A 17,749-nucleotide genomic window follows, 5' to 3' on the forward strand; every position below is an offset into this window, starting at 1 on the left:
GTCAGCCCCCACCCTCGGGTGGGGGCTGACCCTGTTGTCACGCCGCCGCGGTCGCCGGCAGGGCCCAGTGCATCCCGTCGTCCGACGGGACCAGCCCGTCGTCGCGGACCGGGACCTGTTCATCGACCGTGCTTCCGGTGGCGGCCTGCACCTGGATGTTGGCGCCGGCCTGCGCGACCGACCAGAGTGCTTCGTCCACGTCGCGCCGTCCGCCGTAGGAGCCGGAGTCGACCAGCGCGCGTTCGTCGGAGGAGCCACCGCCGACGAGGGTCACGAAGGACTGGAGTTCCGAGGCCGTGCCGCCGGCGACCTTCTTGGCCTTCCAGAAGTAGGAGTCCTCGTCGGAGTGCATGTCGTAGAAGGAGACGAGGAACTCGTGGAAGCGCATGTACTCCTGCCGGTACCGGACTTCGTACTCCTCGAACAGCTTCTTCTCGTCGATCCCGGACTCGCCGGCCGTGCGCAGGGCGGTGTTGAGCGAGCGGGCGACGAGCAGTCCCCCGTAGGTGGCCAGGTGCACGCCGGAGGAGAACACCGGGTCGATGAAGCCGGCCGCGTCGCCCACCAGCACCAGTCCCGGCCGTGAGAACTTCTCCTGAATGTAGGAGTAGTCCTTGCGCACCCGGATCTCGCCGTACGGGCCGCTGGTGACGCGCTCGGCGTCGGACAGGAAGTCGGCGATCATCGGGCACTCCGCTATGAGCTCCTTCAGGGCCTGCTCGCGGTCGCCCTGGATACGGTCCAGCGCCTCGCGGTGCACGACCGCGCCGACGCTGGTGAGCTCGTCGGACAGCGGGATGTACCAGAACCAGCCGGCGCTGAAGGCGACCGCCAGGATGTTGCCGGAGGTCGGGGCGGGCATCCGCTTGCCGCCGGTGAAGTAGCCGAACAGCGCGAGGTTGCGGAAGAACTCGGAGTACTGCCGCTTGCCGCCGACCCGGGAGTGGATGCGGCTCAGATTGCCCGAGGCGTCGACCACGTACCGGCCGCGGAACTCGCGCCGGACGCCGTCGGCGTCGGTGCAGCTGACCCCGCGGACCCGGCCGTTCTCCTCGATGACGTCGGTGACGGTGTGCTCCTCGCGCACGTCGACGCCGGTCCTCCTGGCGTTGTCGAGGAGGATCTGGTCGAACTTCATCCGCTCGACCTGGTAGGCGGGGGCCGCCGCGTCGGCGAACTCGGGTGCGATGCCGAAGTCGAACGTCCAGGGCTCCGGGTTGGCGCCCCAGCGGAAGGTGCCGCCCCGCTTGACCGGGAACCCGGCCTGCTCCAGTTCCTCGGACACGCCGAGCAGCCGGCAGATGCCCTGAACGGTGGACGGCAGCAGCGATTCGCCGATCTGGTAGCGGGGGAACCGCTCCTTCTCCAGGAGCACGACCCGGTGGCCCTGACGGGCGACGAGCGTGGCCACCGTGGAACCGCCGGGGCCGCCGCCGACGACGACTACGTCGGTCTCGGTAATGTCTGTCATCGCTTTCCTTCGCTCAGTGCAGGCGGGCGCCTGCGACCTTCGACCGCGCCGGCGGTCCCGGCGCGAGACGGCTGATGGCTGGTGTCAGCGGGGCAGGGCCGCGACGGCCCGCTCGACGGCGATGCGCGCGTGCCACAGATCGTCGGGCTCGCGGGGGATGTCGAGCACGAAGGTGCGGATGCCTCCGCTCAGATACGTGGTCACCGCCCGCGCCACCTCGTCGTGGCTGCCCACCAGGTAGGGGCAGAACGTGTGGTGGTAGCGGAAGGGGACGAGCCAGTACGGCTGTCCCTCCGCCTCGTCGGGGATGGGCACGGAAGCCAGTTGCGGCTGCCAGGACGAGCCGCCGGCGGACAGGAGCAGCTTCATGCGCGCGGCCCCCTCCGGGTCGGCCGGGAACCGCTTGTGCGCGATACGCCATGCCTCGGCCGAGTCGTCGCGGGCGATGATGCCGATGCTGATGCCCGAGCCGAACTTGTTCTTGCGTACGCCGGGGCCGGCGAAGACCTCGGGCAGCACCGGGAACGAGAGCTGGCCGAGGCCCAGTGCCTCGCCGGCCCGCAGGCTGGCCGGCGAGGAGCCGGAGACGTACGCCGTGGGCAGCAGCTCGTCCGGCACGGCCGTGGTGAGCCGGGCCCGCCGGAGCGTGTAGTAGTCGCCGTCGAGGCTGGCCATGCCGCCGCCGAGCAGCGTTCTGATGGCGGTCGCGTATTCGGTGAGCCGGTCGTAGCGGGCGTCGTGCGCCAGGGTGTCCCCCTGGACGGTCAAATCGCGGATGAAGCCGCCGCTGACGAAGTTGATGTCGACCTGCCTGCCGTACAGGTGGGCGAGCGACGAGACCGCCCGGGCCACCGAGAACGGGGTCTTGTCCCACGGCTGCACGGCGACGAGCGGCACGAAGGAGTCGGTGTTGGCGATGGCCGCCTGAGCGGCCAGCCACACGTCCATCGACGTGTTGTCGCTGTACACCAGGCCGCCTCGGTAGCCCGCTTCCTCCACCCAGCCCGCAAGCTCAAGCAGGGTGCGCAGATGGGCTGTCTGGCCGTGTCCGATGCTGGACCGGACTGTCGAATAGAGCGTGACTCCGCCGGCCGCCAGGTCGGTCATGTCTTCCCCTCCCGCCCCGGGGGCGTGGTTGCGCGGATCAGGGCTGTTCGGCCGCGGGCACCACGCCCCGGCCGGCGAGGCCGCTGACGGACGGGTCGGCCAGGAATTCCCGCAGGGTGATCGTGATCCCGAACTGCTCCTCCAGCCGGGCGACCAGCACGGCGGAGAGCAGGGAGTGTCCGCCCAGGTCGAAGAAGCTGTCGTCGACGCCGACCCGTTCGACGCCCAGGACTTCGGCGAACAGCTCGCAGAGCATGCCTTCCACGGGCGTGGACGGCTCCCGTCCCGCCCCACCGGTGAACACCGGCGCGGGCAGGGCTTTACGGTCGAGCTTCCCGTTCACCGTCAGCGGCAGCGCGTCCAGCACCACCACCGCCGAAGGCACCATATGGGCGGGCAGCACCTGTGCCACGGCCGCCCGCAACACCACCGGGTCGAGCACGTGTCCGGGGGCCGACTGCGCATAGCCGACGAGTCGCCGGTCGCCCGGCCGGTCCTCACGGACCACGACGACGGCCTGGTCCACGCCTGGCTGCCGGACCAGCACCGCCTCCGCCTCGCCCGGTTCGACCCGGAACCCGCGGATCTTGACCTGTTCGTCGGCCCGGCCGAGGTATTCCAGCTCGCCGTCGCGCCGCCGGCGCACCAGGTCGCCGGTGCGGTACATCCGCTCGCCCGGGACGAACGGGCAGGCCACGAACCGCGTCGCGGTCAGCCCCGGCTGGTTGAGATATCCCCGGGCCAGACACGGACCCGCGAGGTAGAGCTCCCCCACCACACCCGACGCCACCGGCTCCAGCCGGTCGTCCAGGACGAACGCCCGTACGTTCCAGGCCGGTTTGCCGATCGGCGCGTCGCCGCCCGTCAGCGGTGCGCTGATCGTCGTACACACCGTGGTCTCGGTCGGGCCGTAGGCGTTGAACATGCGCCGGCCCGCCGACCACTCGACGGCCAGCTCGGCGGGGAGTGCTTCGCCGCCGACGACGAGGCATTCCAGCTCCCGCACGCTTTCGGGCGCCGCCCCGGCCAGGGCGGCCGGGGCCACCACCGCGTGGGTGATCCGCAGCTCGCGCAGGGTCCTGGCCAGCTCTTCGCCGGCCAGCGGCCCGGGCGCGGGAAGGACCAGCGCGGCACCGGCGGGCAGGGACGAGAGCAGTTCCAGCAGTGACATGTCGAAGCTCAGCGAGAGGAGCTGGGCCATGCGCGAGGCGGGGCCCGTGCGCAGGGTGTCGATCATGAACGCGGACAGGTTGGCGAGGCCCAGATGGCTGACCACGACGCCCTTGGGGCGCCCGGTGGAGCCCGAGGTGTAGATGACGTACGCCGGGTGCGCGGGCCGCAGCGGCTCGTGCCGGTCCTCATCGGTGACGGGGTCGCCGGACTGCTCCGCCACCTCGGCGGCCGTCCCCGGATCGTCCAGGACGACCAGCCGGCCCCGGGTGTCCAGGTGCCCGCTCGCCTGCCGGTTCGTAACGACCGCGACGGGCGCGGCGTCGGTGAGCATGTAGTCGATCCGGTCCGCCGGATAATCCGGATCGACCGGAAGATACGCCGCCCCCGTCTTCGACACCGCCAACACCGCAGCCACCAACTCCAACGACCGCGGCAACGCGACCGCCACCACCCGCTCCGGCCCCGCCCCCAACCCCACCAAATACCGAGCCAACCGACTCGACCACGCATCCAACTCAGCAAACGACCACGACACACCACCACACTCAAGCGCCACCGCACCCGGAGAACGCACCACCTGCGCCCCGAACAACTCCGGCAACACCCCCACCGCCACACCCCGCGCCGCGTCGTCCCGCCCCGAGACCACCGACTCGTGCTCGGCCGGTGAGAGCAGGCGTACGCCGCTGATCCGCTGCGCCGGGTCGGCCGCGACCTGGCCCAGCAGCCGTGCCAGCCGCTCCGCCAGCGCGTTCACCGTGTCCTCGTCGAACAGGTCGACCGCGTATTCGAGCAGGCCGCTGATCCCGTCCGGGGTGCCGTCCGGCCGGTGCCGGGACCGGAACGTCAGGGTCAGGTCGAACTTGGCCGCGCCCGCGTCCAGCGGCAGGTCCCGGACCCGCAGGCCACGGATGCCCCACTGCCGGGCGGTGTCGTCGTCGGAGGCCAGCATCACCTGGAACAGCGGGTGGTGAGCGTTCGAACGTACCGGGTTGAGCACTTCCACCAGCCGCTCGAACGGGACGTCCTGGTGCGCGTAGGCGGCCAGGTCCTGGTCACGGACCCGGCCCAGCAGTTCCGCGAAGCTCGGGTCGCCGGACAGGTCCGTCCGGAGCACCAGGGTGTTGACCAGGAAGCCGACCAGCCGGTCCAGCCGTTCGTCGCCTCCCCGGCCGGCCACCGGGACGCCGATCGGGATATCGGTGCCGGCGCCGGACCGGGACAGCAGCACCGCCAGCCCGGCCTGGAGCACCATGAACACCGTCACCCGGTGTGCCCGGGCCAGCTCCACCAGCGCGCGGTGCAGCTCCGCGTCCAGGTCCATCGTGGTGTACGCGCCTCGGTGGGAGGGGCGCGCCGGGCGGGGCCGGTCGAAGGGCAGCTCCAGCTGCTCGGGCAGGCCGGTGAGCGCCGTTTTCCAGTACGCCAGCTGGCGGGCCGACACGCTTTCGGGGCCCTGGTCCCCGTCGAGCAGTTCGCGTTGCCACAGCGTGTAGTCCGCGTACTGCACGAGCAGGTCCCGCCACTTCGGTGCGTCGCCCGTCAGCCGTGCCTGGTACGCCTCCTCCAGGTCCCGCAGCAGGACGCCGAGGGACCAGCCGTCGCCGGCAATGTGGTGGATCAGGAGCACGAGCACGCACTCGTCGAGGCCGAGCGTGAACAGCCAGGCTCGTACCGGAATTTCGGTGGTCAGGTCGAAGACGTGCCGGGCCGCCCGCTCGGTCAGCGCGGCCAGCTCGGATTCCTCGGCCCGCACCACCGTGACCTCGGGCACCGCTTGCGCGGCCGGTATCACCTGCTGGTAGGGCTGCCCGTCCGCCACCGGGAACGTCGTCCGCAGTGCTTCGTGGCGTTCGACCACGTCGCGGAAGGCCGCGGTCAGTGCGGCCGGGTCCAGCCGGCCTCGCAGCCGCCACGCGACGGGCACGTTGTAGGTCGCGCTCGGTCCCTCCGACTGCGTCAGGAACCACAGCCGCTGCTGCGAGAACGACAGCGGCAGGCGCTCGGGGCGGTCCGCCCGCACCAGGGCGGGCCAGGCGGGCCCGGTCTCGTGGAGCGACCGGGCCAGCGCCTCGGCCGTCGGGTGGTCGAAGACCGTCCGGATCTCCAGCTCCACGCCGAGCGCCGACCGCACCCGGCTGATCAGCCGTGCCACCAGCAGGGAGTGTCCGCCCAGGTCGAAGAAGCTGTCGTCGACGCCGACCCGTTCGACGCCCAGAACCTCGGCGAACAGCTCGCAGAGCATGCCTTCCACCGGCGTGGACGGCTCCCGTCCCGCCCCACCGGTGAACACCGGCGCGGGCAGGGCCTTACGGTCCAGCTTCCCGTTCACCGTCAACGGCAGCGCATCCAGCACCACCACCGCCGAAGGCACCATATGGACAGGCAGCACCTGTGCCACGGCCGCCCGCAACACCACCGGGTCGAGCCGGCCGCCCGCCTCGGGCACGGTGTACCCCACCAGTCGCCGGTCGCCCGGCCGGTCCTCACGGACCACGACCGTGGCGCGCGCGACGCCCGGCTGTGCGGCCATCACCGCCTCGATCTCGCCCGGCTCGATCCGGAATCCATGGACCTGGACCTGTTCGTCGGCCCGGCCGAGGTATTCCAGTTCACCGTCGGGCCGCCGGCGCACGAGGTCGCCGGTGCGGTACATCCGTTCTCCGGGGACGAACGGGCACGCGACGAATCGCTGGGAGGTCAGCCCCGGCTGGTTGAGATATCCCCGGGCCAGACACGGACCCGCGAGGTAGAGCTCCCCCACCACACCCGACGCCACCGGCTCCAGCCGGTCGTCCAGCACATACGCCTGTACGTCCCAGACCGGTTTGCCGATCGGCGCGTCCCCGCCGGACAGCGGCCCGCTCATCGTCGTACACACGGTTGCCTCGGTCGGGCCGTAGGCGTTGAACATGCGCCGGCCCACCGACCATTCGGCGACGACCTCGCCCGGGCACGCCTCGCCGCCGACCAGCAGGCATTCGAGGTCGGGCAGCTGCTCGGGGGCCGCTCCGGCCAAGGCCGCCGGTCCCACCAGGGCGTGGGTGACGCGCAGTCGGCGCAGGGCGTCGGCCAGCACCTCCCCGGCCAGTTGGCGCTGTTCGGGCAGGACCAGCGCGGCACCGGCGGGCAGCGACATGACCAGTTCCAGGACGGCCGCGTCAAAGCTCAGTGAGGCCACCTGCCCGACGCGTGACGCGGGCCCGATGCCCAGGGTGTCGATGAGGTACGCGGAGAGAGCGGCCAGGCCCAGGTGGCTCACGACCACGCCCTTGGGGCGCCCGGTGGAGCCCGAGGTGTAGATCAGGTACGCGGGATGCGCGGGCAGCAGCGGCCCGTGCCGGTCCTCATCCGTGACGGGGGCGTCGGACTGCCCCGCCACCTCGGCGGCCGTCCCCGGGTCGTCCACGAGGATCGCGGTCACCTTCGCCACGTCCGGCAGGAGCGCGGCGGTGGCCCGGTCGGTGATCAGCAGGCCGGGCGCGGCGTCGGTGAGCATGTAGTCGATCCGGTCCGCCGGATAGTCCGGATCGACCGGAAGATACGCCGCCCCCGTCTTCGACACCGCCAACACCGCAGCCACCAACTCCAACGACCGCGGCAAAGCGACCGCCACCACCCGCTCCGGCCCCGCCCCTAACCCCACCAAATACCGAGCCAACCGACTCGACCACGCATCCAACTCAGCAAACGACCACGACACACCACCACACTCAAGCGCCACCGCACCCGGAGAACGCACCACCTGCGCCCCGAACAACTCCGGCAACACCCCCACCGCCACACCCCGCACGGTCATGCCCGTTCGGCTCGGACAAGGCTGCCGGGGCGCATGTCGGTCCACTGCTCCTCGACGAATGCGAGGCAGTTCGCGCGGGAGTCCACGTCGTGCGCCGGGGTCCAGCCGGCCGGGACCGCGACATCGGCGGGCCACAGGCTGTGCTGCCCTTCGGAATTCACCAGGACCAGATACAGGGCGTCGGGGTCCTCGAATGGATTGGACATGGAAACCTCATTCCGGTTGGCGGCGGATTCCTGGCGGGTGGATTTCTTGGGAGCTGTCGCTCAGGACGCGGGGCCGGCCTCTTGTTCCGCCTTGACACTGTCGTAGAGATGCCGGATGTTCGAGCTGCCGAACGACGTCGCGCCGACCCGCTCGATGATCTCCAGGAAAATGGTGTTCCTCGGGTGCACGGACTTGGCGAATATCTGGAACAGCTGGCCGTCGTGGTCCTCGTCCACCAGCACGTTCAGCTCACGCAGTGCGCTCACGGGATGCCGGTGCTGCTGGACCCGCTCGGCAAGCACGGAGTAGTACGCGCCCGGTGTGCTCAGCAGCTCGATGCCGCGTCCGGCGAGTCCCCGCACGGTGGTGAGGATGTCCTCGGTGCTGAAGGCCATGTGCTGCACGCCGGGACCGTCGTGGTCCTTGAGGAACTTGTCGATCTGGCCCACCGCCATGTGCGTGTCGGCCTCGATGAGGGTGAACGTGACGGCGCGCGACTTGCTCTGGACGACCTTGATGAGCATCCCCTGGTCACCGGTGACGATCCGCTCGGTGAGCGTGAGGTCGAAGTCCAGCGTGCGCAGGTAGTAGTCGACGGTCTCGTCCAGCCGGCCCGGTTCGACGCAGGCCGCGAAGTGGTCCACCGCGAGCAGCCCGGTCCCGGGGTCGGGGGCGAGGTCCGGTTCGGCGCGGAGTCCGCGCGCGTCGGCCGCCGTCGAGCCGTCCGGCCGCTGGACGAAGGTGTGCGTCACATCGCCGAAGCCGGTGACCGTGGCCGTGGTCGTCGCGCCCCGGGTGACCGGCTCCGTGACCGGCCGGGCGCCGCGCCGTACGGACTCGGCGAAGGCGGCCGCGGCGTCCGGCACCCGGATGCCCAGGTCGCCGATGCCGTCGCCGTGCTTCGCCGCGTAGGCGCGGGCGGGGTGGTCCTCGCGGGACTCGGTGAGCAGCAGATCGATGCCGCCCTGCCCGACGTTGACCGTCCGGGTGGCACCGCTCGCCGAGGCCGACTTCGCGCGCACGGTGAACCCGTAGCCGTCCACGAGCCAGGAGAGACTCCGGTCGATGTCCTCGACATAGAACTCGACATAGTCGATCTTCATATCCTGTAGAGCGTTCTTCACGGTCTCTACCTCCACCGGTGCGTGTCTGGCTCTGGCTTGTCGTCCCAGCGAGCTACTTCGAGAATCACAGTGCCGGACCGGCGCTGTCGTCTCTCACGTTGCCTGCGTGGGTGAAAGGGCAGCGGTTCATGCCTTTTCCGCGACGAGCCGGGAAAGCCTCCGCACGCCCTCCGAAATCTGTTCCGGCGTCAGATAGCTGCACGACAGCCGGACCGACCGGTCACCGCCGCCGGTATAGAAAAACCTCATCGGCGTCCACAGCACGCCGTACTCTTCCGCGGAGAGTTCCAGAAGCGCCTCGTCGGCCCGGAACGGCAGATCGACCACGGCGAAGAATCCACCGCCGGGCACATTCCAGCGCACCATTCCTTCGTCCCGCCAGGATTTCGGGAAGAATTTCTCCAGTGCGTCGAGCAGGGTACGCAGATTGCGGCGGTAGAAAGCGATCTTGTCGCGGTTGGCGGCGCGCAGACCGCAGTCCGACTCGACCAGGACTCCGCCGATGACGGCCTGCGAGACCGCCGAGGTGTTCAGGGTCAGCATGCTCTTGACCGCCGACATCTCGTCGGCGAGCAGAGTGCGCCGGCCCTGCCCGTCGACCACGGTCTGGTCGGCGACGAGGAATCCCACGCGGGCGCCGGGGAAGACGGACTTGGAGAACGACCCCAGGTAGATCACACGTCCGTCGGTGTCCAGCGACTTCAGGGTCGGACGCGGCTCGTCGTCGAGTCCGAAGAGACCGTACGGGTCGTCTTCGAGCAGCAGCAGATCCTGTTCGCCCGCGATGTCGAGCAGCAGCCGGCGGGTGGCCACCGGGAGCGAGATCCCGGACGGGTTGGAGAAGTTCGGTACGAGGTAGAGCGCCCGGGGGCGTTTGCCGGCGGCCCGGACCCGGCGCGCCGCCTCGGCCACGGCCTCCGGCGCCAGCCCGGCCGGTGACTCCGGTACGGGCACCACCTCGACGCCGAGAATGCGGGCGGCGCCGGTCAGCCCGACGTAACAGGGCTCGACCGCGAGGACGACGTCCCCGGGGTGCGGGCACAGCGCCCGCAGCGCGATGACCATGGCCTCCTGGCAGCCCGATGTGACCATGACCGCTTCCGGCGGCACCACGATGCCTTCGTCGGTCTCCAGCATGCTGGCGATCAGCGAGTGGATGTGGCCGTTGGTCCGCCCGTACTGGAGCAGCCGGCCGCGCACCTGCGCCTCGGAGAGTCCTTCGGCGCGCAGATGGTTCAGATACGTGTCGACGTGACGCGATACGTCTTCGGCGGCGTGGAACCCGTCGTACGGGCGGCCCGCGGCCAGTGAGATCGCGTCCGGGAACCGGCCGGCGACCTCATTGAGGAAGTTCATCGAGGTCGCGGCGGGATCGGACACCGAGACGTGCAGGTCCGCACGGGACAGCTCAACCATGGTCCGCCGATCCGGTCGCAGCCAGCTTGGTCAGCTCCACGAGCCGGGTGCCGACGTCGATGACGGGGAGGTCGCAGACGGCGGTGATCAGCGGCAGGAGCGCGGTGAAGTGCGTACAGGCCAGGACGACGGCGTCCAGGCCGAGTTGCCGGGCCAGGCGCAGTGTGGCCGGCAGGTGCGAGGCGGTGAAGGCCGCCGCCGCGTCACCGGCCTCGATCCCGCGCACCAGTGCGGGATCGGAGACGCCGAGCATCCGGTGTCCGGGGGCGGTCCGCAGGGCGGTGCGCTCGAAGCCGAGGAGGGCCTGGGCGTTGCCGGTGACCACCAGGGACGATGCCAGCTTCGGCAGCAGTTCGGCGTAGACCGTGACCGGTGAGACGACGGGCAGCACCGCGTCGTCGTGGTCGACCACGGCGGACATGGAGTTGCAGAAGAGCATGACCTGCTCGGTCCCGTCCGCCCGCAGCTCGGCGAGACGCCGGTGGAACGCGTCGGCCAGGGCTTCGGGGTCCTGGTATTGCAGCCGGTCCTGCTCGTCGGGCGAGGCCGCCATGGCGTACGGGTGCGCGGACACCCCCTCGGCGCGCAGCAGTTCGACGCCGAGCCCGGAGTCGTAGGGGGTGCCGGCGATGACCGCCACCGCGGGGCCCGTGCCGGTCGTCGTCATGGGTTCACCGTCCTCGTGGCATCCGTTCGCTTCGGGGTCCGGGGCCGGGCCGGCGGCCGCCGTCTGCCGGTCTGCGGCCGGTCCGGTGCGATCACCTTGCCGGGGTTGAGGATTCCGGCCGGGTCCAGCGCGGCCTTCAGCGCCCGGTTCACCCGCATGCCGACGGGGCCGAGTTCACGGGCGAGCCAGTCCCGCTTGAGCGTGCCGATGCCGTGCTCGCCGGTGCAGGTGCCGCCCAGCGCGAGGCCCAGCCGCATGATGTCGTCGAACACCCGCCGCCCGCGGTCCAGGCCGGCGGGGTCCGCCCGGTCCACCACGATCACCGGATGCAGATTTCCGTCCCCGGCGTGCCCGACCACCGCGACCAGGACGCCGTGCCGTGCGGAGATCTCCTCGACCGCCGTCATGAAGTCGGCGATCCGGGTTCTCGGCACCGCGACGTCGTCCACGACGAGGCCGCCCCGCCCGCTGGGGAACGCCCGCGCCGCGAGGTGTTCCATGGCCGGATGGGCCAGCCGGCGGGCGGCGGTCAGCGCCTCGGCCTGCGCCGCGTCCTCGGCCGTGTACAGCTCGGCGGCGCCGGCGGCCCGGCAGTGGTCCGCGATGGCGGCCAGTCCGGCGGCGGCGCCGGCTCCGGTGTCGGTCCCGATCAGCAGCATCGCCCCGGCCGTGTCGGGGAGGCCCATCGGCCGGTACGCCTCGATGGCCTTCAGGTGTGTGCGGTCCAGCAGCTCCAGCATGCTCGGAACGTGGCCGGCCGCGGTGACCGCCGCCACGGCGTCGCAGGCGGCCGTCACCGTGGGGAAGAGCGCGACCAGCGTCCGGGGCTCCCCGGCGGCGGGCCGGAGCCTGAGGGTGATCTCGGTGATGATGCCGAGCGTGCCCTCCGCACCGACGAACAGCCGCGTCAGGTCATATCCGGCGACGCCCTTCACGGTCCGGCGGCCGCAGCGGAGGATCTCGCCGTCGGCGAGCACGATCTCCAGGCCGAGCACGTATTCACCGGTGACGCCGTACTTCACGCAGCACATTCCGCCCGCGTTGGTGGAGACGTTGCCGCCGATGGTCGAGGACTCCCAGGAGCCGGGGTCCGGCGGGTAGGCGAGGCCGTGCGCCTCGGCCGCCCGGTGCAGTTCGGCGTTGACGACGCCCGGCTGCACCACCGCGATGTGCTCCGCCGGGTCGATCTCGATGATGCGGTCCAGCCCGGTCAGCGACACCACCAGGGCGCCGTCGACCGCGTTGGCGGCACCGGCGAGCCCGGTGCGCGCGCCCTGCGGGACGACCGGGACACCGTGTGCGGCGGCCACCCGGACGGTCGCGGCGACTTCGGCGGTGTCCCGGGGGCGGACGACGGCCAGCGGTGTGCCGGCGGCGCACAGGTCGCCTTCGTCGCGGCGGTGGGCGGCCAGCAGATCCGGGTCGGTGAGCACGCGACCGGTGGGCAGCACCGCCAGCAGCTCTTCGACTGTGGCATCCATGCCCGCACCGTAACGAGGCGCCGGGGCGGGGCTCCATCGGGCGAGGCGAACTCCGCATTCCCGGAGACGGGCACCGGTCCGGCCGTGCGGCCCTATGACGCCGCCTCCTGGAGAGGCGCGGCCCGTACCGTCACCGGCACCCCGTTGAACACGGCGGTTCCGGAGACTCCGTCCAGGACCGCGTCGTCGGTCAGGACGTTGGCGTTCACTCCGGGGTCCCGGCGCGCGACCTTCTGCGGGGAGTCCTGGTGGCCCCAGCCGTGCGGCAGGCTCACCACGCCGGGCATGATCGTGTCGGTGATCTCGACCGGCACGGTCACCTCGCCGACCGCCGAGCCGATCAGGGCCGGCGTGGTGGCGTCCAGGCCGAGCCGGGCGGCGTCGCCCGGGTGGATGTGGAGCGTGCAGAGGTTGGTGCCGCCGCGCAGCTCCGCCACGTTGTGCAGCCAGCTGTTGTTCGACCGGAGCTGGCGGCGGCCGATCAGCATGAACTCCGGCGGTTCCTCGTCCAGGGCGGTGCGCAGCCGGCCGGCCTCCGCGACGAGTCGTGCGGGCGCCAGGTCCACGCTGTGGTCGGGGGTGCGGAGCAGGTCCGGCAGGCGGGGCTTGAGCGGCCCCAGATCCACTCCGTGCTCCGCGTCGAGCAGGGCTTTGAGCGAGAGGCCGTAGCCGCCGGCCCGGAGCAGTGCGTCCAGGATCTTCTCGGTGCCGTCCTCGCCGTCGAGCCCGGCGGCCGCCTCCCCGGTGATGCCGAGCTGTTCGAGGAACATCTCCTCGGCGCGGGCCGGTTCGGCGTCGGCGCCGAGCCCGGCGGCGATCAGGGTCAGCCGGGCCAGGATCTCGGCCTCGGTGCGCTGGTCGTCGGCCAGCGGCAGGATCGGGCGGGAGTAGCGGGCGTAGTTGCGCACCATGATGATCTGCACCAGGAAGTCGAAGTGCGGGCTCTGGAGTGTGCGCGGCGGCGGCAGGATCACGTCGGCGAGGCGGGTCGTCTCGTTCAGATACGGGTCGACGCAGACAACGAACTCCAGCCCCTCGACGGCCCGGGCCAGCCGGGGTGCGTTGGGTGCCGAGGACGCCGGGTTGCCGGCGACCGTCACCAGGGCCCGGACCTGGCCCTCGCCCGGGGTCTCGATCTCGTCGGCCAGGGTGGCGACCGGGAACTCGCCCATCACCTCCGGCAGTCCCCGTACCCGGCTGTGCCAGTTGCCGGTCGAGAACGCGGGGCCGGCCCGGAAGATCTCCAGCGCCGCCGTCTCGGCGAACATCACACCGCCCGGGCGGTCCAGATTGCCCGTCAGCGCGTTGAGCACGTCCACCAGCCACTGCGCCACCGTGCCGTAGCGGGTGGTGCAGGTGCCGATCCGGGCGTAGACCGCGGCCGTGGACGCCGCGGCGAGTTCCCGGGCCGTCCGCGCGATGGTCTCCGGCGCGATCCCGCACACCGGGCCCACGGCCTCCGGCGGGAAGCCGCGGGCCACCTCGCGCAGCTCCTCCAGCCCGGAGACCGGCAGGCCGATCCGTTCCAGGCCCTCGTTCAGCACGGTGTGCACCATCGCCATCAGCAGCAGCGGATCGGTGCCGGGGCGTACGGACAGGTGCTCGTCGGCCAGCGCGGCGGTGCGGGTGCGCCGGGGATCGACGACCACCAGCTTCCCGCCCCTCCTGCGCAGGGCCTTGAGGCGCCCGGCGAAGTCCGGGGCCGCGCACAGCGAGCCGTTGGACTCCACCGGGTTGGCGCCCAGGATCAGCAGATGGTCGGTGCGGTCCAGGTCCGGTACTCCGATGGCCATCGCGTCGCCGAACATCAGTCCGCCGGCGACCTGTTTGGGCATCTGGTCCGCGGTGCTGGCCGAGTACACGTTCTTCGACCCCATGGCCTGGCTCATCGCCTGGCGGTAGAGGTACGCGCCGATGGTGTGGAACGTGGGGTTGCCGAAGTACAGCGCCACCGCGTCCCGGCCGTGCCTGGCGGCCACCCCGGACAGGCCCGCGTCGACGGCGGCGAACGCCTCCTCCCAGCTGACCTCGCGCAGTTCGCCGTCCCGGCGCAGCAGCGGCCTGCTCAGCCGGTCGGGGTCCTCGTCCAGCTTTCCGAGCACCGCTCCCTTGGGGCAGATGTATCCCTTGGAGAAGGGGTCCCGGTCGTCCCCGGTGACCCGCAGGACGCGGCCGGTGTCGTTCAGTTCGAGTCGTAGGGCGCAGCCCGCCTCGCACAGCGGGCAGGTGCGGTACGCGGTCCTGGTCGTGCCCTCCCGGGCCGGGATGTCGTTGATGGTGACCACTGCTCCCTCGGGACGGCGGCGTTTTCCCGACGCCACGGTAGGGGTGTGAACCCGCCCCGGGGGGCCGTGCCCGCCCGCCACCGCATTCTGCGAGAAGTGCCCGGAGGGTGCCCCGGAGCACGGTCGCCGGGGCGGGATTCGGCGTGGTGGGAGGTGAGCAATCTGGGAGCTTGTGGGTGGGGGTGGGTGTGCGAAGGCTGTGGGGGACGGGTTGGTGTGTTGTTCGGGGAGGTGAGTGGTGGATGGCTGTTGTGGCGCTTGGGGATGTGCGTGATGTGTTGGCGGTGTGTCCGGGTGTGGTGGATGCGGCGGTTGTGATGGTGGTGGTGGATTCGGTGGGTCCGGTGCGGGTGGCGTATGTGGTGCCGGGTGGGCCGGGTTTTGATGTGGGTGTGGTGTACGGGTGTTTGCGGGGGGCGTTGCCGGGTGTTGCGGTGCCGGCGGCGGTGGTGGTGGTTGATGCGATTCCGGTGGGTGCTGACGGGTCTGTGGTGGCGGGGGTGTTGCCGGTTCCTGATCTGCGGGGGTTGAGGCCGTATCGGTCGCCGGGTTCGGCGCGTCAGGAGTTGTTGTGCACGGTGTTCGCTGAGGTGCTTGCCCGGCCTCGGTGGGGGTTGGACGACGATTTCTTCGTGATGGGTGGTGAGTCCATCGACGCGATGCTGATTGCCAGTCGTGTGGGTCCGGCGGTTGGTGTGGAGCTCTCGATCAACGAGATCTTCGACGCGCCGACCGTCGCGGAACTCGACCGGCTCCTGGACACCCTCACCACCGGGGCCGGACGATGATCGGCGCCGCCGGCCGGATGCGGAACCTACAGGAGTCGTCCATCGCCGCCATGACGGTGCGCTGTCAGGAGCTGGGCGCGATCAACATCGCGCAGGGGCTCTGCCAGGTGCCGCCGCCGCCCTCGCTGCTGGCGGAAGGCGCCCGGGACTTCCGGGACTTCGACCACTCGTACAGTGCGCCCGGGGGCATCGCCGTCTTCCGCGAGGCCGTCGCCGACAAGGTGAAGAAGTACAGCGGGCTCGACGTCGACCCGGCGACCCAGGTCGTCGCGACGGTCGGTGCGACGGGCGCCCTGATGGCCACGCTCACCGCGCTGCTCGACCCGGGCGACGGTGTGCTCCTGTTCGAGCCCTTCTACGGCAACTATCCGACCGCGCTCGCGGTGCTTGGCCTGCGCCCGGAGCCGGTCCGGCTCATCGGACCGGGCTTCGAGGTCACCGAGGAGACCCTGCGGTCGGCCGTCACCCCGCACACCCGGGCGATGATCGTCTGCACACCGAACAACCCGAGCGGGCGGCGGCTCACCACGGCCGAGCTCATGGCGGTCTCGGCCGTCGCGGAGGAGCGCGACCTGCTCGTCATCACGGACGAGGTCTACGAGGACATCTACTTCGGGCCCGAACCGCATGTCGCCCCGGCGACGGTCGGCGATCTCGGCCGGCGAACGGTGACGGTGTCCTCGCTGGGCAAGTCCTTCAGCGTGCCCGGCTGGCGGCTGGGTTACGCCTGCGGCCCGGAGCGGCTGATGAACGCGGTCCGGGTCGCGGCCGAATCGCTGGTGGTCTGTCCGCCGGTCCCGCTCCAGGAGCTGGGCGCCCGGGCGCTCAGGCTGAACGACGACTACTTCCGCGGCCTGCGCGCGATGTACGACCGGAAGCGCCGGATGCTGGCGGAGGGCTTCGCCGCCGCCGGGTTGTCGCCCAATGAACCGGACGGCTCCTACTACCTCTTCGTCGACTGCTCGCCGCTGGGCGTGGCGACCGGTGCGGAGGCGACCGAAGTCCTGCTCCAGCGGTGCCTGGTGGGCACGGTGCCGGGCGAATCGTTCTATCTGGACCCGCCGGACCGTCCGTACGTGCGCGCCTGCTTCTCCCTGCCCGACGAGGTAATAGCCGATGCCGCCGAGAGGCTGGCGAGAGGGGTCTGAACCCATGGGCGCACAGCTGAACGAGCCGAACCGGGGGCGCGCCGTCCTCGTGACCGGAGCGGCCCGGGGCATCGGATGGGCGATCGCACAGCGGTTCGCGGCAGCCGGTGACCGGGTGGCGGTCCTGGACCGGATGGCGGGCGAGGACCCGGAGAAGCTGGTGGCCGGGCTCGACGGCACCGGACACGTCGTCGTCCAGGCCGACCTGACCGACGGTGAGGCCGTGCTCGCGGCCGTGGACTCGGCGGCCGCCCGGCTGGGCGGCGGGCTGGACATCCTGGTGAACAACGCCGGCATCTTCACCGCCCACCCGGTCACCGAGGTCGACTACGCGACCTGGCAGGAGCAGTGGCGGGCGACGCTGGGGGTCAATCTGGTCGGCGCCGCCAATGTGACCTGGTGCGCGATCAGGCATATGAAGGAGCAGGCCCGGGGCGGGCGGATCATCAACATCTCGTCGCGCGGCGCGTTCCGGGGCGAGCCCGACGTGCCCGCGTACGGGGCCAGCAAGGCCGGTCTGAATTCGCTGACCCAGTCGCTGGCCCTCGCCCTCGCGCCGTACCGGATCGCGGTCTCCGCGGTGGCGCCCGGGTTCGTGGCCACCGATATGACCACGGACTGGCTCAAGCCGCCGGGCGGCGACGAGATCAGGGCGCAGAGCCCGTTCGGCCGGGTCGCGGAGCCGGACGAGATCGCCGCTGCCGTGTTCTATCTGGCCTCCGCCCAGGCCGAGTGGGCCAGCGGCGCCATCCTCGACCTGAACGGCGCCTCCTACCTGCGGAGCTGAGCCTGTGGCGGGGCGGCGGCGGCCGCCCCGCCACAGCAGGCGTGCGCGGGGGGCGGCGGCGGTGTCCGCTGCTCCATGAGCGCGGCGATGTCGGCGACCGTCTCCAGCTCGATCAGTTCGTCGTCGGAGATGTCGATGCCGTGGTGCTGACTGAGCACCAGGGACAGCTCCACGACGGTGAGTGAGTCGACACCCGCCTCTTCGAGGGTCGCGTCCGGGCTCACCCTCTCGGGTTTCAGCAGCAGGACGTCGACCATGATGGTCTTCAGCCGCTCGTACATGGCGTCCTCCGGTGT

Annotated in this window: 12 protein-coding genes and 1 pseudogene; 3 read left to right on the forward strand and 10 right to left on the reverse strand. The window is 71.2% G+C overall.

Annotation, left to right across the window (positions count from 1 at the left end):
• Positions 1–37 precede the first annotated feature (37 nt).
• From OG338_RS29825 to OG338_RS29865, 9 genes and pseudogenes are all read right to left on the reverse strand, one after another.
• Positions 38–1,471 (reverse strand): tryptophan 7-halogenase, encoded by a 1,434-nt coding sequence (locus OG338_RS29825; protein ID WP_331741630.1) that lies wholly within the window; start codon positions 1,469–1,471, stop codon positions 38–40.
• 84 nt (positions 1,472–1,555) lie between these two features.
• Positions 1,556–2,578 (reverse strand): LLM class flavin-dependent oxidoreductase, encoded by a 1,023-nt coding sequence (locus OG338_RS29830; protein ID WP_331741632.1) that lies wholly within the window; start codon positions 2,576–2,578, stop codon positions 1,556–1,558.
• Between the two features lie 37 nt (positions 2,579–2,615).
• On the reverse strand, positions 2,616–7,550 hold the full coding sequence (locus OG338_RS29835; protein ID WP_331741635.1) for an amino acid adenylation domain-containing protein: 4,935 nt from the start codon (positions 7,548–7,550) through the stop codon (positions 2,616–2,618).
• The gene (locus tag OG338_RS29840; RefSeq protein ID WP_331741639.1) at positions 7,547–7,756 is read right to left on the reverse strand and encodes an MbtH family protein; all 210 of its coding nucleotides are present in this window, start codon (positions 7,754–7,756) and stop codon (positions 7,547–7,549) included. Before OG338_RS29840 ends, OG338_RS29835 begins: the two co-directional genes overlap by 4 nt.
• 60 nt (positions 7,757–7,816) lie before the next feature.
• On the reverse strand, positions 7,817–8,860 hold the full coding sequence (hppD, locus tag OG338_RS29845) for a 4-hydroxyphenylpyruvate dioxygenase (RefSeq protein ID WP_331741642.1): 1,044 nt from the start codon (positions 8,858–8,860) through the stop codon (positions 7,817–7,819).
• Between the two features lie 147 nt (positions 8,861–9,007).
• On the reverse strand, positions 9,008–10,297 hold the full coding sequence (locus OG338_RS29850) for a PLP-dependent aminotransferase family protein (protein WP_331741645.1): 1,290 nt from the start codon (positions 10,295–10,297) through the stop codon (positions 9,008–9,010).
• On the reverse strand, positions 10,290–10,964 hold the full coding sequence (locus OG338_RS29855) for a hypothetical protein (RefSeq protein ID WP_331741648.1): 675 nt from the start codon (positions 10,962–10,964) through the stop codon (positions 10,290–10,292). The genes OG338_RS29850 and OG338_RS29855 overlap by 8 nt, the downstream gene beginning before the upstream one ends.
• A gap of 89 nt (positions 10,965–11,053) precedes the next feature.
• Positions 11,054–12,445: pseudogene (locus OG338_RS29860) on the reverse strand (FAD-binding oxidoreductase); the annotation flags it as partial.
• Positions 12,446–12,537: 92 nt separating this feature from the next.
• Complete coding sequence (locus OG338_RS29865) at positions 12,538–14,730, reverse strand: molybdopterin-dependent oxidoreductase (protein ID WP_331741651.1); 2,193 nt, start codon at positions 14,728–14,730, stop codon at positions 12,538–12,540.
• Between the two features lie 242 nt (positions 14,731–14,972).
• Between OG338_RS29865 and OG338_RS29870 the strand changes: the two genes are divergently transcribed.
• The 3 genes from OG338_RS29870 to OG338_RS29880 are packed head-to-tail and all read left to right on the forward strand — an operon-like array spanning position 14,973 to position 17,453.
• On the forward strand, positions 14,973–15,518 hold the full coding sequence (locus OG338_RS29870) for a phosphopantetheine-binding protein (protein WP_331741654.1): 546 nt from the start codon (positions 14,973–14,975) through the stop codon (positions 15,516–15,518).
• On the forward strand, positions 15,515–16,666 hold the full coding sequence (locus tag OG338_RS29875) for an aminotransferase class I/II-fold pyridoxal phosphate-dependent enzyme (protein WP_331741657.1): 1,152 nt from the start codon (positions 15,515–15,517) through the stop codon (positions 16,664–16,666). Before OG338_RS29870 ends, OG338_RS29875 begins: the two co-directional genes overlap by 4 nt.
• A gap of 4 nt (positions 16,667–16,670) precedes the next feature.
• Positions 16,671–17,453: an SDR family oxidoreductase gene (locus OG338_RS29880; RefSeq protein WP_331741660.1), complete on the forward strand. Its 783-nt coding sequence runs from the start codon at positions 16,671–16,673 to the stop codon at positions 17,451–17,453.
• On the opposite strand, the gene OG338_RS29885 is transcribed toward OG338_RS29880, so the two are convergent.
• Positions 17,438–17,734, reverse strand: a complete 297-nt coding sequence (locus OG338_RS29885; RefSeq protein ID WP_405940572.1) for an acyl carrier protein — start codon at positions 17,732–17,734, stop codon at positions 17,438–17,440. The genes OG338_RS29880 and OG338_RS29885 overlap by 16 nt on opposite strands.
• Positions 17,735–17,749: the final 15 nt, after the last annotated feature.

This window comes from Streptomyces sp. NBC_00726, assembly GCF_045161735.1.
GTDB lineage: Bacteria > Actinomycetota > Actinomycetes > Streptomycetales > Streptomycetaceae > Streptomyces.